The organism is Pelagihabitans pacificus, assembly GCF_009371985.2.
In the GTDB taxonomy this organism is placed as follows: domain Bacteria; phylum Bacteroidota; class Bacteroidia; order Flavobacteriales; family Flavobacteriaceae; genus Pelagihabitans; species Pelagihabitans pacificus.
Genome location: NZ_VIKU02000001.1, coordinates 473007 through 492612, shown reverse-complemented (window position 1 = coordinate 492612; position 19606 = coordinate 473007). Strand labels below are relative to the sequence as shown.

Annotated in this window: 9 protein-coding genes; 5 read left to right on the top strand and 4 right to left on the bottom strand. The window is 35.4% G+C overall.

Annotated features, from left to right (window positions below; all coding sequences use genetic code 11):
* Positions 1-18 precede the first annotated feature (18 nt).
* The 5 genes from FK220_RS02145 (at position 19) to FK220_RS02125 (ending at position 8501) form a co-directional block, all read left to right on the top strand.
* Positions 19-1146 carry a cyanophycinase gene (locus FK220_RS02145; RefSeq protein WP_152572632.1) on the top strand — a complete coding sequence of 376 codons (1128 nt, stop codon included), beginning with the start codon at positions 19-21 and terminating at the stop codon, positions 1144-1146.
* A 732-nt stretch (positions 1147-1878) separates the two neighbouring features.
* On the top strand, positions 1879-3534 hold the full coding sequence (locus FK220_RS02140; RefSeq protein WP_152572630.1) for a reverse transcriptase domain-containing protein: 1656 nt from the start codon (positions 1879-1881) through the stop codon (positions 3532-3534).
* 3 nt (positions 3535-3537) lie between these two features.
* Complete coding sequence (locus FK220_RS02135) at positions 3538-4479, top strand: HamA C-terminal domain-containing protein (protein WP_152572629.1); 942 nt, start codon at positions 3538-3540, stop codon at positions 4477-4479.
* A complete protein-coding gene (locus tag FK220_RS02130) occupies positions 4480-7206 on the top strand; it encodes a DEAD/DEAH box helicase (RefSeq protein ID WP_152572628.1) in 2727 nt (908 codons plus the stop codon).
* A gap of 227 nt (positions 7207-7433) precedes the next feature.
* Positions 7434-8501: an IS481 family transposase gene (locus FK220_RS02125; RefSeq protein ID WP_152572627.1), complete on the top strand. Its 1068-nt coding sequence runs from the start codon at positions 7434-7436 to the stop codon at positions 8499-8501.
* A gap of 9 nt (positions 8502-8510) precedes the next feature.
* On the opposite strand, the gene FK220_RS20275 is transcribed toward FK220_RS02125, so the two are convergent.
* The 4 genes from FK220_RS20275 to FK220_RS02105 form a co-directional block, all read right to left on the bottom strand.
* Entirely contained in the window at positions 8511-8780 is a 270-nt protein-coding gene (locus FK220_RS20275) for a L,D-transpeptidase (RefSeq protein ID WP_394352415.1), read from the bottom strand.
* 260 nt (positions 8781-9040) lie between these two features.
* Positions 9041-9544: a hypothetical protein gene (locus FK220_RS02115; RefSeq protein WP_152572626.1), complete on the bottom strand. Its 504-nt coding sequence runs from the start codon at positions 9542-9544 to the stop codon at positions 9041-9043.
* 5 nt (positions 9545-9549) lie between these two features.
* Entirely contained in the window at positions 9550-13896 is a 4347-nt protein-coding gene (locus tag FK220_RS02110; RefSeq protein ID WP_152572625.1) for a hypothetical protein, read from the bottom strand.
* Positions 13897-13910: 14 nt separating this feature from the next.
* Positions 13911-19391 (bottom strand): synaptonemal complex protein 1, encoded by a 5481-nt coding sequence (locus FK220_RS02105; protein ID WP_152572624.1) that lies wholly within the window; start codon positions 19389-19391, stop codon positions 13911-13913.
* Positions 19392-19606: the final 215 nt, after the last annotated feature.

Sequence of the window (19606 nt, the reverse complement as noted above, 5' to 3'; positions counted from 1 at the left end):
ATGTAACTTCCACAGCTCATGAAAACACAATCCTTTCTATTGGGCCTATGGCTTTTTCTCGCGGGGAGCCCTGTCCAGTCGCAGGAAAGCGACCCTACTATCGCCTCCAAATACGATCAAGGCTATGTAATGCTCATGGGTGGGGGTATCTCGGAACAGCAGGCGGCATTTATCAACCGCTTTTGCTCGGCGGAACGGCCCTTGGTGGTGATTCCCACGGCCTATTCCGATAAGGCCATTCAGCGGGACACCCATTTTCGGAAGGTACGGGAGCGCTTTAGAAAACTGGGCATCGATTCCGTTCAAATGCTGCATACCCGAAGTAGGGCAGTAGCCAATACACCCGCTTTTGTGCAACCGCTTGAGGAAACGAAGGCCGTATTCTTTTTGGGTGGAAAAACCGCCCATATCGTGGATGCCTACAAAAACACCGCAGTACAGGAGGCGCTCGAAGCAATTCTTCAGCGTGGGGGACTGGTCGCCGGGGTCTCCGCCGGATCCGGTTGCCAGGCCAGCTATTTTACGGGGAAGGATAGTTTGCATCCGGGTTTTGAGTTCCTAAAAAATACGGTGATCATGAACCACTTTCTCAGAAAAAACAAACAGTTCGACCATACCGATTTCTTTCAAAAGAACCGACACTATCTGGGTCTGGGTATTGATGAGGGTACGGCCCTAATTATCCATAAAGGCGTAGGGGAGGTAGTAGGCAGCAGCTATGTGGCCATTTATGATGGTACTGACTATGTACGTTCCAATGATGAAATCGTCCCCTTACCCTCCGATTCGGAACGTTTTTATTTGTTGCAGCAGGGCGACCGCTACGATTTGAACCAACGCCAGGTCATTTCGCACCAGCGATTACAACCCATTGAGCTCCCATTAGCCGAGTACGTTGGGGCGTATACCTCCAGCACCAACGATTTTGGGTTGCAGTTGACCCAACAAAATAACGGCTTACTATTGACCAATAGCTGGGGCTGGAAGCCCTATCTGATAGTACCCTTGGAAAAGGATGTCTTTTACGCTACCAACCGACCCATATGGTTTCGGTTTCGGCGGTCGGCAGCGGGAGCGGTGATCGGGGTGGACAAACTTAAATCGGTGTTGTTGGGGGAGGTGATCCATCGGTTGGGGAAACTGTAGCGGTTTAGAATCGTACCAATGGCGTGCCTATTGAAACTGTAGGACAAATGCTCGGACATAAAAATCTCAGAACCACCCAGCACTATGCAAAAATTATTGATAAGAAGGTGAGTGAGGATATGGCTATTTTGAAAAAGGTGTTGGCTCAACCTAAAAAAAATCTTGATACAAAAACTAGTATTTAAGTAGTTCACTATCAAAATTGCTCGTCAACTTTATCACAAGGCTTTATCAGTTAATTAAGTTAAGATAATCTACCAATTATATCTTTACAGCCTACACAAATTACGGCATTCTCTTTATTAAAAATTGTGATTTAAAGCAGAAACCATTATAGCTCAGAGCTTGTAATTCTTATCCCATATTGCGCTTAAAAGATAAATCTATTCTGTTTGCAACATCAGTACAGCTACCATAGCTACTATTGAAGATAAAGTTTTGGAAGATATGTGAAAATTGTGCGATATTGCTGACAAAAGATAAAGTTCTTTGAGCGTCTGTTTAGAATATTGAATCTACGTTGTGCTTTCGCAACGCTTTATAATAAAGTCAGTGCAAGATGCCTTTGCCGTTAACCATCAAATATTTAGGCAATTATTTTTATATATTAAAGCTATTTTGATAATTGAAATTTACACTCCTAATTTGATACGACATTAAATATTGAGATATTTTGTCAATAAGCGGTTCGGCATTCATGAGTGAATATTTACAGGCGCTCATTTTTTATTTATGGAACCAATAGATATCAAATCCGAAAATATCTTAAAGCAATTCAATTCTATTAGTGGAATTCATGATTTTGTTGAAGTGCTAAATGAGATTTACAAGCTTTACTTTCCTGAAGGAGAAAAAAAGCTATTCAGAGTTGGTTCAATTAACTACTACGCTTTTCACGCTCAAAAGAGATACTACACTTTTGATATCCCAAAAAAAAACGGAAGCACGAGGCGAATAAATGCTCCTGTTTACCAATTAAAGTTGCTTCAGCAGTGTATTAATCAGCTTTTGCATTTGATATTTAAACCTCATCACACCGCCCATGGGTTTCTTTTGGGAAGAAATGTTGTTACAAATGCGGGCATTCATGCGGGCAAACAGGAAGTATTGAATGTTGACTTACAAGACTTTTTTAGTAGTATAAAGTTCAGGAGGGTAAAAGCTGTACTAGAACTACCACCTTTTAACCTAACAGGAAAAAAAGAAAAGGTTGCTTTCTTAATTTCCAACTTGTGTTGCAATAACGGGGTGCTACCTCAAGGCGCACCGACCTCTCCATTATTGACTAACATTGTTTGTCAACGACTTGACAGGAAGTTGTTCCAGCTTGCCAAAACCTCAAAAGCACGGTATAGTAGGTACGCAGATGACATCACTTTTTCATCAAACAATGCAATTTTTAACGATGAGTTTATCAAAGAATTGAATTACCAAATTGAAAATGAAGGTTTTCTACTGAATGAGGCAAAAACACGAATACAGGATCGGAGGCAACGTCAGGAAGTAACAGGCCTGGTAGTAAATAAAAAGGTTAACATCAATAGGGACTTCATCAGAAAGATAAGAGCCATTTTCCATAATTATCAAAAGGGTGGGCAAAAATTTGCTCAAAAGCAATTTGCGAAACATTGGTCCAAACCAATTACCCCTCCTGATTTTAGGAGTAGTCTTAAAGGACAAATTGAATACTTAGGAATGGTTCGGGGAAAAAGTGATTCTATTTATCTTAAATATAAACAAACCTACCTTCGCTTATTTTCTTCTAATTTCATCGACTACTCCTTCATTTCTCACAAAGGAGTTAGAGCCCAACTTGAGCTTGACTATAAAAGAATGGAAGCTGCTCGCATTAGGTTGACCATGTCTGATGAAGAGCGTTTCACAGAATACTGTCTTACTGCTGCGTTTCAACTGGAAGAATTAGTTAATTACTACCTCGCGCAAAAGATGGATTTTGATAAGTTGGTTAACGAACTTGTGACTCATACTTGGGCTACGACATCAGGATTAAATGGAAAAAATAATGTAAGTGAAATTCCAGCAGTTTACAAGTATTTCCTATTTGAAAAATACTTTTATTATAAACCGGGGGTCTTTTATGATTCCGTTATTACAAAATTGCGAAACATCCGTAATCAAAAGTTGCATCGAGCCACGGTTGTGCAGAGGTCAGAAGAGCAAATATTAATGGAATACAAGGCACTAATGGCAAAGGCCAGTAATCACAAGATCAATTCTGATGGCCGGGTATATCAAATGAGTAAATCGGAAGCTCGTTTGAACAATGAAGCTAAAGCAGTTTATTTTTTTAGGGAAAAAAATTATAAAGCAGTATTTGAGGCAGTAAAGGATGTTTCCGATAAAATTAGAATGGATCTAGCCAACTAAAAAATGTATCCAAAATCAACAATAGACTGGCAAAAACTGATTTCTGTAGACCCTGCCTGGGTTACAAAACACTTAACAGAGCATCGGGTAAAGACTGAAAACAAACTCGTACTTCGAACATATTCGCTTCAATTTTCAGGTACCAAATATGAAACTAATGCCCTTATTGAATACATGGCCGACTCTATTGTAAACTATGTACTAACTCCAAAACAAATTAAAAAAATTGAGGAAAAAGGTCGGCAACCATTCCGTGAAGCCATGCGCTATTTTGGAGACAAAAATCCAACTTATGATGGAAAGTATGGTGAACTCTTGCTGTACCTTATTACAGAAGCAGTTCTAAAAACACCTCTTATAGTATTTAAATTGCCTTTGAATGCCAAAGATCAGGTAAAGGGCGGAGATGGCATCTTTCTAGGAGATTATGAAGATAAACCTGCAATCCTCATTGGAGAGGCAAAAACCTGGAAAACTCTTTCTGAATCACTGAAAGATGCTCTGAAATCATTAGCAAGATTTCATTCTAACCAAAATACTACCGCCATGGAGTACGAATATTTCATAGCAAGAAATAGGATTAGAAATGATCTTACCGAGAATGAACTTGATTACATCTATGACTGCTTTACCCCTGGAACAGTGGAATACAAAGGCCGCGTACAAGTTCATCCAGTGCTTATCTTATATGATGATAAGCGGATTGATGGAATAGATGCATCAGACAACGTAGATGGTAATACTAAGCTTAATAAGTTAATCGAAGAATCTCTTGACCGCAACTTCAAGTCAATCAAAAAAATCTGCGCTGATAATAATGGTGTAGACAAGGTGTATTTAGATTTTTTTCTTATTCCCCTTAATGATGTAGATGCATTTAAGCATTCAATATTTACAGCGATTCATGGCGTATCCTGGAAAAAGGAAAATAAAGATGATTCATAGATGGCCTCCACTTATGAATCAGCAAGATATCACCCAGTTTTGCGCTCCGTATTGCGGAGCTTGGTAATCAATCAATTTACCAAAGAATACAACCTGCCAGAACATGAGGTGGAAATTAACCCCGAAGATTTTCGAAAAGCAGCATGGTTAGCAACCATTTGCGCAAATAGTGAAAACGAAAAACATCAGTTTATTGCGGCAACATTTGCTAAGCTCACCTACTTACAATCTCCAAACGATGAAAGTAGAACACAGTTAGCTTATACCATACTATCACGAACAGGAAACCTTGCTGCCTCCAGACATTTAGAAACAGTTTTCGAAATTACCGAAGAAAAAACCGATGATAAACAATTCAAGAAGAGTTTTGGTGGTGCACTAGACCTTGAACTCGGAACAAAAAGGAATATAAATCGCATTGAAATTAAGAATCAGTCGTATTTTGTTACGGACTTTCAGCGAAAGCTATGGGATAATTTGCAAGAACACAATAATATAGCCATTTCAGCCCCTACTTCTGCGGGAAAATCGTTCTTTATTCAGCATTTTATAGGCACACTTTTTGGTAAAAATGAAGAGTTTAAGGTCTTATACATTGTTCCAACCAAAGCATTAATAAGTCAGTCAAGCGATACATTTAGAAAAATGCTCAACGGACAGGATATAGCCGTGAAAACAGCATTCGTCGAAGAACCTGTAACCAAAGAGAATGAAAGCAACCAATCAACGAAAAGTAAAAAGGAAATCTACTGTGTAACACCCGAAAGATGTCTTAAATTAATCCAACAAGGGCGTAAAGGAAGCTTCAAGCCTCACTTTATTTTCATTGATGAAATTCAGAATGTTGAAACAAACGACAATCGTGCAGTATTATTTGAGTATGTCCTCGCTGAGTTTACTAAAATTTGGGACGAAGCTAAGATCTTATTTGCAGGACCCTTCATTAAAAATGGAAAAGAACTTTATAAAAAACTGATATCACTTACTGCAGAGGAAGTAACAACTTATTTGCCCCCTGTCTATCAGCTAAGACTAACTGTACGAGTTCAGAAAAAAGGCTTTAAAGTACTTATTCACTTGGGTAGTGGAAATAAACGTTACGAAATAGAAATTCCACAAAAAAACAATTTAGGTGCCGGTAGCAATAAGTTCTTCTTGGCTCCAGTCGTTATGAGGTTTGGCAAAAGTGATGGCAATCTAATCTATGCTCCGAAATCTAACTATTGTGAGGGCTATGCAATTGAGTTCATTAAAGAATTAAATAAACAGGGTAAGGCCAATCAAAACCTCCATCCGGCAGTTATGGATCTCATTGAATTGCTAAAAGATGAAATTCATCCTAATTACTATCTAATTTATTGCCTTAAATACAAAGTTGCTTTTCATCATGGCAAACTTCCCGATATGGTAAAGAATGAAATCGAATACCTTTTTGAACAAGGGCATATTGATTATCTATTTTGCACATCAACACTTCTACAAGGTGTAAACCTACCGGCACCTCGTATGTTTCTTATTTCGCCTACCAAAGACACTACTTCGTTATCTCCGTTTGAGTTTGGAAATCTTATTGGTCGTGCTGGGAGAATCAAGAATTCGATGGTTGGAACGGTTTTATGTGTGGAAACTGACCCAGAAAATTCTTGGTCACTTGATTACTTCGATGCCGAATATACAAAGGAAGTAGTGCCTACGACAGATAGGTCCCTAAATAAAACAAGTGAAGAAATTATTAATACACTAGTTAGAGAACCCCGTTTGCTAAAGCACACAGGAGCAGAATATACAGGAGTGTTGTTAAAGCAAAAATATCTCATTGGAGAGGACACACTCCGATCTTATTTATTGGAGAAACAGGTAGATGACAACATTTCGGAGTTAATAATAACAGAAGTGTCCAAACAATTTGAGGAAATTTTGATACCCTCAAGTATTGCTGAATTAAATCCGACCATCGATCCGTTATTGCAAAATAAACTTTACAAAGAAATCAAGGAAGATGGAATAAAAAATTGGGTGCTAATTGATGAAGAAGGAGGTAATCCCAATTATTCTAGCAAAAGAATGACTCGAATCGCTGCGGAGCAACTCCCCTATGAGCAACGTAACTTCTACTTTCAATTTGAGAGTTTACTGCTGCGAATGGATGAAATTTTTGCCATTTGGAAAGAGGCATCGATGAGACGTGTAGGAATGGGAACAAAAAAAATGGCATATTTTGGTAATACCTGGTTAAATAGTCTACCTATTTCTAAACTAATAGAAAATGACCTTAAATACCACCAGGTAGATTTATCAAAGCCTTTATCACTTGAGAAGCTCAAAGTCATTAATTCACACATCAACGGAGTAATAAATATTAATTCGGTAATCGTCACATACATCTTGGTAAAGTACTTCAAACTGCTTTCCGACATACTAGACAGTCTTATGACCCAAGTCCAAAAAGAGCAGTTTGGAAGAACATTACGACTTCCCACAATGCTTGAACTAGGAACAAGAAAAATTGAAGTCTTGATAATGGTTTCATTGGGTATACCTCGTCCAATCGCTTTGAGAACTGCGCATTTTATACCTGAAAAAAATAGAGAAACTCCTATCAAATGGTTGGAAAGTATTACGACAACAAAATCGCTACGTATGAAGCGGTTCTATTTACGATTTCTTCACAGAAAAGGGTACTTACCGAATCTGAGAGAAGATGAAGTCAAACGATTATTTAGCTAAATCATCTGCTAAGTCAATTTTTGATTTATTTGACACATTTAATAATCCATTAGAATTTTAATAACCGGGGCATTTTTAACACTATAAGAACCTATTAAGAATTTTGAATGCTTTGATTTTTGAAGTTCAGAATAAAGTAACGGCCTTCATTACGTTTAAATGTAATAGTTAAGACTTAATCTGACAATTTCAATAAATTAGTTTAACCCTTAAATTAGATTTGTCAGATGAGTACAGCAGAAAAGATCATTAAACCAAAGTTGGGATTATTGGAACTTGCCAAGCAATTGGGCAATGTATCCCAAGCCTGTAAGGTGATGGGCTATAGCCGTGATAGTTTTTATAGGTTCAAGGAACTTTATGAACAGGGTGGAGAGCTAGCTCTCCAAGAAATTTCAAGGAAGAAGCCCATTTTAAAGAACCGTATCGGAGAAGAAATTGAAAGGGCCGTCGTGGAGATGGCCATTGAACTCCCTGCCTATGGACAGTTACGGGTGTCCAATGAACTGAAGAAACGGGGAACTTTCATATCCCCTGGTGGTGTGCGGAGCGTTTGGTTGCGCCATGATCTGGAGACCTTTAAAAAACGTTTGAAGGCCTTGGAGGCCAAATCCGCACAGGACGGCTTTGTTCTTACCGAGGCCCAGTTACAGGCCTTGGAACGTGCCAAAGAGGAGAAACAGGCCCATGGGGAGATAGAAACGCACCATCCCGGTTACCTAGGCTCACAGGACACCTACTACGTAGGTTCCGTCAAAGGAATCGGCCGCATTTATGCCCAGACCTTTATCGATACCTATTGCAAAGTGGCTTTTGTAAAGCTCTATGACAGAAAGAATGCCATCACGGCGGCCGACCTGCTCAATGACAGGGTAATCCCCTTCTTCCAACAAAAAGAGCTTCCCTTGCTGCGCATATTGACCGATAGGGGAACCGAATACTGCGGGAAACGGGAACACCACGAATACCAGCTCTACCTGACCATTGAGGACATCGACCATACAAAGACCAGGGCAAAGAGCCCACAGACCAATGGTATCTGCGAACGCTTCCATAAAACCATGCAGAACGAGTTCTTCTTTGTCGCCTTTAGAAAGAAGGTCTACAAGTCCATAGAAGGACTACAGGAAGATCTCGACCAATGGATCGATTGGTACAATGCCGAAAGGACACATACCGGAAAACACTGCTACGGAAAGACCCCTTTGCGGACTTTCGAGGATTCCATACTTTTAGCAAAAGAAAAGCTCATCGAGTACAATGAGCTTAAAGGTTCTTTCCAAGTGTCAGATTAAACACAACTGTCAGGTTAAGTAGTGGCTAGTACACGTAAATCCTTCCCAAGGATGTTCAATAGTAATTCTTGTACGGCTATTTAACCAATTGAATAATTCTTCTATTTGTGGTTTCTCCAAATGAATACATCCAGCCGAATCTGAGTTTCCATTTGAAGCTATATTATCGGCTCCCCAGTGTATATAGATACCCTTTTGTCCCCAAATCAAAATCGCGTATTCAAGCCAAACGTTAAATTCTTTACTCCAATATTTTAATTTTTTGTCTGAGGGGTAAATCGTTATATCTTTAGGATAATTTCTCCCCTTTTGACCTAAGCAATTATGTGTTTTGCCGTTAAAAGTAATACTTCCCTCCCCATTTTCCCTAAATCTTATTTTAATTAAAAGTGCGATAGTCTAATTTTTTATTTGATTAATCCTCTTAGTATTGATGCCTCTTCGTTCTTAAAAAATAATTGAAAATTTATTTGTTCCAAAATCTATTTTCCAAAAGACATTGTTATTATTTCCTCTTCTAATAATTGGAGACTGGCTAACTATCTTACTTTGTATTTTGATAAATCCTGTTCTTCTCCACAGAACTTAATTGGGTCATCTGGCGTATAATACTTATTTAAATCTATAACCTTAAGAGTAGTATAATTATCACAAACCGTATCAAGAGAGGAATGGTTGTTCAAAACAATTTTAACTCTAGCGCAATCTTTTGAACTTGTAAGTTCACAATCATTATCTATATGGACAGCATAAAAATCTTCTTGCGGGTCCCACTCCGACAAAACAATTTTGTCCACATTACAATTCTTCTCCCAACACTCATCTGCCTCTTTCTTAGTCAAAGGCCCGCAAATCAAATCATAGTTTTGAGGGTTTTGAATGTCTGGACCCCAAATAGGATTTGGGCATATAGGCCTATTTTTTTGCTTATACACGTACCAGTTTTTCTTATTAGGATCAGGGTCATTTGTGGTTTTACTCTTCTCCTTGCATGACACAAATAACCCGCACATTATTAGCAATAAAAATAAATACTCTCTCATGATATTTATAATTTAAATTGAACATAATTAATTAATCTTAAACCTTCTTTTCCCTCAGAAGTCCCAAATAAGGGGTTGAAATTCAAATACTTTGCAGTACCAATCTTCATTTCTAGTAGTTCCTTTTTTGAATTGTCATGTAATTCAAATTCAAAAATGAACAGTTTCTTGATACCTTTATCCGATAATATTATTTTAAAATCCGGTGAGGGAGACGGTTTATATGCAATTACTTTGTTTGGAGTTTGACCATCTATGACCGGAAAAGTCAACAAATTCACAAAATCATTGAGTTCTGGATGACCTATTTCCCTTATATTGAAAACGGATTTTCTTCTTTTGAACTTTGAACCCATTAATACATATAACTTGTTTTGATAGACCGATTTATCAAAAGCCCTTTCTGGATTTATCTGAATTGAAATTTTATTATCCTTAAGGTTCTCTATTTTGAATGATTTTATACTATAAATGGGAATAAATGCGGGTTTAGTGAACTGTGATAGGTTGGTATCAGTAGAATCCACCAAGAGGTTATTTTCTCTTTTTAAGCCATGTCCCTTAGCAACCTTTGTTAGAATTAATCTCGCAAAAAATGTTTCTATTCTGCCTATGTTTTTAAAGGCTAGTATAATTTGCCACTTTCCGTCATTAGCATTATAATAAGGGTTAAGATGAAGAACCTTGTAAATACTTCCATCAATCAGGTAAGAATCAATTAGTTTGAGTTCATCTGAATTGATAATATTCTTTCGACTAAATTTTGCATCTTCTTCAAACTCTAAATATTTTTTAATCTCTGGAATCAAAGGGATACCTGGAGTTTTTCCTAAGTTCAGGTATTCTTCTATTTCATTTTTCTGCCAATTCTCTGAGGACAGTTTAGTAATATCTTCACCTAAAGTTGAGAAATCCTCTCCTTTGACTGACCCGTATTGAGGAGATTTATCAAGAACTAATCCTAGTAAATTAGGCCCTTCTTTCATAAAATCTTGGCTCAATGTAATCCTCAATAATTGTTGATTACTTATTTCCTTGATTTTACTTGACTCATCATTTCTCCATAATAAATCCATGTCTTTCATAAAAAGAACATCGGCATCAAAAATAGGTGGTTCTGGCTTTACGTTATTTGGAATTTCTATTTCAAAAGGTTGTTTTGCAAAACGCCCTATTTCGATTTCTGTTTTGTCCTGAAAAAACGGCTGGAAAATAGAAGATGAAAATAGTTTGATTCTCTTTTTTCTGTAATAAGGATGTACCTCTCTAGCTATCAAGGCCCTATTATTCGTAAAGTTCAGTTTTAAGATGGCATCATTTAAAGATATCATCTCTGAGTAATAAGCAATACCATTAACCTCTTCGGGGATTGCAGCATCTGTATGTACTTTCAGCTTGTCATTTACAATAATATTATCGTAACAAAAATCCTGATAAGGGCTCTTATTAAGCTCAATTACATCCAATTCATTTATTTTTAGACAGTACTCTAATTTATACGGATCAAATACAGAAGTTATTTGGAAAGAAGGTTCCTCACTTTGAAATAATACATCCGATTTATCTTTTAATCTCCAAATAAATTTATTGTCCTTAGACGAGAGTTCGATTGAGTCTTCATCCGATAATTTAACAGCCAAAATTGACTGGTCAATCTTGTTTAGAGTTATAGGTTGTAGACTTATATCTATTGCAATTGTTTGATGATAAATATTAGTTCGTAAGTCAGTTTTCGTCTCTATGTTCCCTTCTTTCCATAAAAACATGTCATAAGGAAATTCATTATCCAATAAAGGCTTGGGATGCTCAATAATCGTTTTTAAGTATTTCCTATAAGATTTTTCTAAATCATTTTGGAATAATCTTAGCACATCTGTTTCTTCGATGTATTTTAAAGATTTCCTGGCGGGATCTTGTTCCGTCACATTAAAATCAAGGGACCAAAAGTAGCTATGTTTAGTAGATCTGTATACTGGAAATATTTCATTTTGTTGAGGTATTCTTGGATAATCCACATTTGAAAATCTCAATTCCAAATTAGCTTTAGAATTATTTGCTCGCCAATTAAATCTAAAACTGCCGGCTTCTATTTCAGGTAAAAGTACATTTCCATTATATATCAATTCTACCTTATTCCTTCTTTTTCGTAATTCTAATTTAGTTCCCTTTGCGGAATTATAAAATGGGTAATTTTCTTTTAAATTGAAACCACTTTTATTTCCAGAATAGAAAATATCGATTAAGTTGTGTTTTGCAAAGCAATTGGCGGTTTTGAGATCAAAGGGTGAAATAAAAATAAAATCACTCCTCAAATCAGCCAAATATCCAATTCTTAGATTTCTATCTTGTATTTTTTTCGGGTCTAATTTGGACCTACGTTCTAGTTCTAGCCACCGGTCAACAAACTTGGAAATGGTAAGAATCTCATTATTTTTCTTTTTTAACTTATCCTTTGTCAAATTTCCCAGAACTCTAAAGTTAAAAAAAGATATATAAGGAGGGTATATATATCTAATCTCAGCTTTTTCATTTTTGGTGCCATCTAAAACCATATGGGTTGGCCCATCCATATTTTCATTTTTTTTACTATCTCGATAATCTTCATTTCCAATTACGATTAGAGAATTCGTATCGGGCGCGGGAAAAGCTGTATCAACAAATGGACCTGGAATCTCCCTAAAACCGTTAGGATTGCTCATATGGTCGTTGCTAAGCAAATCATTAAACTCCCAATAATTTGAAACGGTGGCACTCGATTTTAACCCTTTATCAACATCCAATTCCAGTTCCTGTTCTGTCTCTAGATAGTATCCAGCTGGAGTCGTTGTTCTTAAATAAAATCTTTGTGGATAATTTATTAATAATGGCTTGTTCCCTCCTTTAATGAAACTAATCTTTTTCTCAAATTGTTTGCAAATAATTTCGTCTTCTATTTGGGATTGAGATACTAAATCTAATTTGTTGTTATGTTCATTTTCCGAATTTTCAATTTGTTTTGGTTTTCGATTTGCAATCAAATTCTCACCTTTAAAGGCGAATAGTATGTTGCTTCTTACAGCGGTTTCTTGATCAATAATTATATCGGACTCACTAATCATTCTACCCGACGTGTAGTTTTCGAAATAGCTTTTTTCATTGTCCTTCATTTGATACTCTATTTTATGAAGGCTTAGAGATTTACCAAAAGAAACAACATTAAAGCCGGAAACCCATTTGCATTCTCCAATTGGATCAAGGATTTTGTTATCTTTTGTTTGATATGTTACTAACACATAAATTCCATCACGACTTAATGTAGTATCATTATTAGTGTCCTCATCTAATTCTGAATGATATGGATCATTGAAAGATACTGATATGGCACTATCTTGGCCATTAGCTGGCTTGTACCAATTTTCCTTGAATAAAACGCTATTCTCATGTATTACATAATCTCTTAAGCCATTATAGTATTTATTAGTAGATTTTCTTAACCTGAATGGTTTTATATCCGAAAGAAGGGAAATCTGCAAATTATTAGAATTGCTTTCATTATTATTAATTTGACTTATTGCTATATCGTAGTATAAGTTTTGATAAGAACTATTTTCAGTCATAAATACATTAATAGGTATTCTAAATGCTCTTATTAAACCATAATAATGTTCAGCAATAAAATGATTATCAAGTAATTCTGAATAAAGGGCTGTAAAATTTGAATTAAAAACACCTTGATTTCTCAGTGAGTATTTATTATCTCCAATCTCTACGGCAAAGTCAGATGATTTATCAAGAGTCTGCCGTATAATCGATTTATTATTGCTTTTGGATGCTGCTTTATTAGAAACGCCCTGGGTTAAGTTCATTCCGAATTGAGTCGTTTTTAACTGAACGAAGTTGATTTTTTTTTGTGCAGCTTTATTGTTTATTGACGCTTTATCCCTTTGGATAAAGCAGTCATCCACAATTTTTAGAATTTTATTACCTTCTTTATCTCCCCCAAAATTAAAACTTCTACCTTCCGAACCGTTAGGGTATAAAAATGAAATTGGTTCTAACCCCCTTAAATCATTACAGTTTTCAGCATTCTTTATTTCAAGCAGTAAATTTGATTTTATTGAATCTTTATTGTAAGAAAATTTTAGTCTATTTATATAATTAATGGAATTAACAATGTCGTTTTTTATTTCCTTATTATTTTTCTTTTCATTTAATAGTGGGATACTGGTAATTACGGCTTTGAACAAAGCATAAACTTGCCCATCACTGTTAATAATTCCATGGGGGTAAACGGCAATACTAAATCGATCACAGAGTTTTCCATCATCCTTTGTTGAATCATGCACATACAATATTTCTTCTAGTTCATCCATCTGATCGATTATTATTAAGCATAATAAGCGGAAATATAATTAAGGTCATTTTCCTTTTCACTAGTCTCAAACCCGCAGTTTGATTGCATATCAGTGCAACAATTTGGCTTATTATAATTTAACTTTCTGTTGAATTCATAAATATCCACTTCTAAGTCATTTTCCTTTGAATGAAGCAATCTTAACTCGATTTCACTTTTGTCTAGATTTATTGATTTTGATTTCAAGGATTCGAAATCAAAACTAATAATAGTATCCCTGGAAACCTTGGTATTATGTTTGACACCTCTTATTGAGTAAATGGAATCTTCAGTTACTAACTGTAATTCAAAACTTCCTTTTTTAGGTGTTTTAATTGTAAGATTAGCTGATGACAGATTATCCAAAGTTTCATAATTCTCATTCAAAATATTTGAATCAATAATAACGATGTCATTATTGGAGTTTTTTAAGTTTAACGCTGTTGGTTGACCCGAATTAGGATTACTAATAGTCTTTTCCATCTTAATGGCTACTACTATTTTGAACCATTTGGAAAAACGTTTTTTAACTCGAACAAGACAAGTACCTTTCAAACCACCATTATAACTTCTAAGTCCAAGGTAGAATGTGACTGAAGCTGAAAACAGGCTAATAATGTTTAAGCGGCCAACACACAATATATATCCTCTTATATCATAAGCACCATCATATTTTTTAATATAGATGCCACCAACTAGATATGCTTCACCTCTGGCAATACCCCCTGGAAGGTCAAGGTAAAATATCGCCCCGAATTCAAGTACGATTTCCAGCCCAACGATTCCTCTCTTCGGTTCAGCTATAATCAAAAAATATCCCTGGCCTCCGAAGATGAGGTAGGTTATGGCGAATTTGCTATAAGGAGATCCAAAACCAAATTTTAGTTGCAGCGATTTATTTGGATCAAATGGCAATGTTATGAAGGCAGAAAGATTGAGGTTGTAGAAATTGAATGCGCCAAGCTGAAAACTACCAATTGGAAAATTGTATCCTATATTTGCATAGTCACTAGTTATATCGAAAACTAAATTTCGATCAAGATTTTTGAGATATTTTTTGAATCCATCAACAAATCGCAACAATCCATCAAATTCAACATCTCTTATCTTAACCTGAAAGTCATCCTTAACCTCGGAGCCATTTATGAAGGATACCTTTTCAAAATCAATACTTATCAAGTTTAAAAAACCAATCTTGAATTCTATTAAGGCACTTTCAGTCTTAAAAGTTTGCCGCGAAATAGTTGGAGCTCTGTCCAGTTGAGTAACATCAAATTCAATTTCATAATTAACATCTACCGTGAAACTTGTATTTCGATTGGCCTTGAAGGATATACCCCCAGCCAAATCAGCGTTTTTGAATTTGTTAGTTTTAAACTGATGCTGTAGGCTTTGTTTTGATACCTCTTTTAATTTTTCTTTTATTCTGTAGATTTCTTCTATTTTCCGCTTAGCACTTACTAAGTCAGGATTTCTCTTTAGTTCGTCTATTTCTTCCTTTAATATCGCATCCAATTCTGCAATGAATCCATCGGCATAAGTTTTCAGTTCGTACTCCTTTTTCTTTATTGAATCTTCTAGCTCCCTGACGGACTTTTTTAGTTTATGAATCTCCTCTGAGAAAATCTTTTCAATTGTAATGTCAGAAAGATGTTCCTCTATAATTTCCTGGTAATCGGCAACAAAATTTTGATAATGCTTGAGAGGACGATCAAAATCATTCAAAAAATTACAATTATCTGAGTCCTCTATTTTTTGAAGTTTATAGATCTTACTTCTAAGGTTCTCAATAAAATTTGTGATATTATCTGATTTGCTATAGTGCAACTCATCAAGTCGTACAGAAGACAAACATATTAAGCTCTTTTCGAAGGATAGTGAGTCAAACCCCCATTGCAAATTCTTGTCATTTGTAAGAGTTTTTAATTCTTCAATCATGTTACGATAATGCCCTTCTTTTATATTATCGTAAATTCCTCTTATTTGATCATAATGAGTTAGGATAGGATATAAGGCTTGTATTTTCTCCTTGACTAATTGACTCGGATATTTATATTTCTTTAAAAATTCTTTAAAAGTTGATTTTAGACTACTCCACAATTCCTCTGAGTAATACTTTATCTTCCTTTCAATATCCCCAGTTTCATCTTTTTTAGACGTAACGTATTGTTTGGAAAATTGTAAGGCTTCTTCAATAGCTGATTCAATCGATCTATAATACTTACCATAATTTTCAATTTCTTGCAATCCAATTTTTCTAATTTTCGCGATAACTTGAATAGAATTTGCTGCAGTATTTAATGCGTCGGATTGCGATTTACTTTCCTTACTTAGAAATTGTTTAAGCATCCCAATCTTTACAAGCTCTGCTAGGTGCCTTTCATCAAGTTTTTCAGTCTTAATCAGAGTGTCAATTATGCTATTGAAATTGAGATTAGTTCTCTCAAGTATTTCATCTAATTTTTGATCCTGGGATGTGAAGAAAATTAAACTATGAATCGAATTTATTAGAATGTCCAATCCAATCTTCAATTGATCGTCTACTTCTTCTAAGAGATTAATAATGGAATCAAATAATCTAGATAAGTTTTCTAAAAAATCATCGTAATCAACTGATAGCTTAATAGTGTAGCTTTCACGGAGTATATATTGCTCAGCTATATTCTGTAAAAAAGTTAAAAAGGTTCTTATTTCATCTTCAAGCCCTGTTTCTAATTCTTTTAATCTCGTTTTAACCTTAACAAGTTGTTCCTTTTCTTTGACTAGTGTTTCTTTGCGATCATCATACCTGGACTTCCATTTCCTATAGGTGTCCTTTAACTCAACAACAATTTTTTCAATTTCCAGAAATGATTTTCTAATTTCCTTGATAAAATTGAACTCAGGAATCTCGTCAATAGGTAAACTCCCTTCAACAATTTTTAATAAGGGAATTCCCAAAATCTCAGCGTCGACTCCTGGAAACAAAGAGTCCGTAGAAAGATTGACACTTACATTTGAAGTTTTCTGAGTAGTAATATTTTCATCATCGCTAATAGTGCTTCTCAGAATCTGATTATGGGTTGGATTGTAAACGATTCCTTTTTCTAATACCGATATATGTGCAATAGTTATTCCCAGATTGCTCATTGCACCAGCTCTTCTGTAATTCTCACCGAAAAAACCAGAAAGAGGACTTGGTGTTATAAGGTTTGGAGTATTAACTTCAGTTACACTATTATTAAACAGTTTTTTGTCAACATCGATAAGTTTGAATAAAAGCCTCGTTGGATTGCGAGTATCAACAATTTCAGGTTCTTCGTCTATATTATCTTTACTGAAATCTTTATCAAATGAGGGAAAATCTTCCGTTCTGTCTAGATTTAGATTAAAGAAGTCATCCGCCAGTGTGACATCTCTTAACTTGCTCTGACCTTCAATCTGATCTATTTGAGAAATTTTAAGTTTGGCAGAGTGAAGAAATGGGGTAAGCGGGGTGTCGGTAACAAATGAATTGCAATAGGTGGAAAAGAGAAAAATCGAATCAGTGAAAAAGGTTGAGTTTTCTGATTCAGGTAATACCTTGAAACTGTCAGATGACCGAAATTCTTGTAGTGCTATTTCTTCATTTGTTGATTTAAATCGGATATTTTCAATATTAGCATAAGTGAATTCATTGTTAATTGTAATACTGAAATGATCAAATAATGACTTGTTGTCAATTTCTTGTGCAATTTGATTTATAATTGAACATATTTTGTTTTCATCATTGAATATCTTACGTAGCGTGTATTTATATACTTGCCTCTTTGCCTCACTAAATTCGCAATCTTCAAGTGTTTGTGCTTCATTTTCAGTTTCATTACAATCAGTTTTTACATAATTCCTTGGGTCCAACCCTCCAATGTGTAAAATGCTAATTGGAATGTTCTCCTGGGTACTAGTATAGGTACATTGAACTCCATTCACCTTAGAAATATATGTTCCGCAATCTGCAACAATTTCATACGATTCAGCTGGTATGAAAATTATCTTGGATTTGAACCGATGTGATCGATTGTTTTTGTCAATCCCTATATACTCAAATTCTAGATCGTTTTCCCTAATATGTTCACCATTAATCTTACATGAATAGTTAAAATCTTCCTTCTGCACATAATACCAGTTTTCTTTTGACTCGCCTTGTTTAGGAGTAAAATAATGGCCTTCCGTTTTGGGGATAATTTGCTTAAAAACCATTCTACCAATATGCATTGGTTGTTCATAGGTTTTTTCCTTTTCTAAATAGGAGATATAATACCGCCGTAGTAGATAAGATTTACCGTTAGTAAATTTTCTTTCAGCAACAATTGATACGAGCAGTTTAATGCCAGTAAATACATCTATCGCCCTGAAAGTAATCGAGACATAATTATCTCGTGCGTATTTTATAGTTTGATTCCATTCTACAATAGTTGCGTTAATATTATTTGGAATTATATCATTCTTATATCTCAGCTTTGTTGAACCACCCAGAGAAGAAATTTTAAAATACTCAGAGACAACATCACGTTCCGGCGGAGGCATCATTGTAAGCTTATGCAACTGTCTACGATGGTCTGGATAAGGGAGTAATTCAAGCTTATCAGCGCTGCATTGGTAACCAATGACTTTAAATCTTGGTGGAGATAATTTACCATCTAGACCCTGATAGAATAATTCATTTTCCCAAGGCTTAATTATCTTCCGAATACCTCGTTCATATTTCTTTTCCAGCAATATAGACTCGATATTATCTAAGAAAGTATGTTTGCCAAATTCTCTATATATATGTCCTAAGTTTTTTAATCCAGGAGCTAGTGGACTTAAGATCATTTTGTAAGGAATTTCGAATGTGGTTATTGGCCAAGCAATATCATCATTAGCATTATCATGACTTATGTCATTAAAAAAATCTTTGTCTTTGAATTTGTCTAATACATCATTAACTATTCTCTTTTCAACTACACCATTGTTTTCGGTCGACCGGAAAAAATCATCAATAGTTATTAGGTTAAAATATTTGTCCCAATCAAGAAGCTCGTTAATGTCAATGGGGATTTCCGCAGTACCATTTTTCGATTCCCTTGCTTTAAAAGCCAAAAATGAACTTCCAGAAAGCAAGGATGATTTTCTAGAATTGATCTTTGCAGGGTTAATAACAAGTTCTTCCGCGATGTGCTGTGAAGGAATTTGAATTCTAAGAAACAATGGTCTATTATTCTTTTGCTTTTTGATTGTATTTCCAACTTTTCTTGCATTTACAAATGAATAATGTAAATACAAAAAATCTTCTGGCCGAAACAAACTTAAACTCAATGATATGGCACCTGAATACGTAAATTCTTCTGCGTAACTCGTGCAACCCCATGTTAAGACAAGTTCCGGAATCGCCATTCCCATCAGGGAAATTAAAGAAGTGTTCTTTAGAAAATCGCGTCTCGTATTTGAATAGGATTTTTCATTCTTGTCGTTCATAGGCAAGTTAATATTCAATTTACTTCTCAAATCCAGGTCAACCTAATACTAAGCGTTACATCTAAGAGAGCGAACATGTAGGACGTTTTGGTATTACAAATATTCAATCTCCATAAATGATTGCATAACTAAATTTTTCAATTCAATTACGTTAATACCTATATATGCCCATTAAATGGGCAAGATTAAAATGGGGGACCACCTTAGACGGAAGT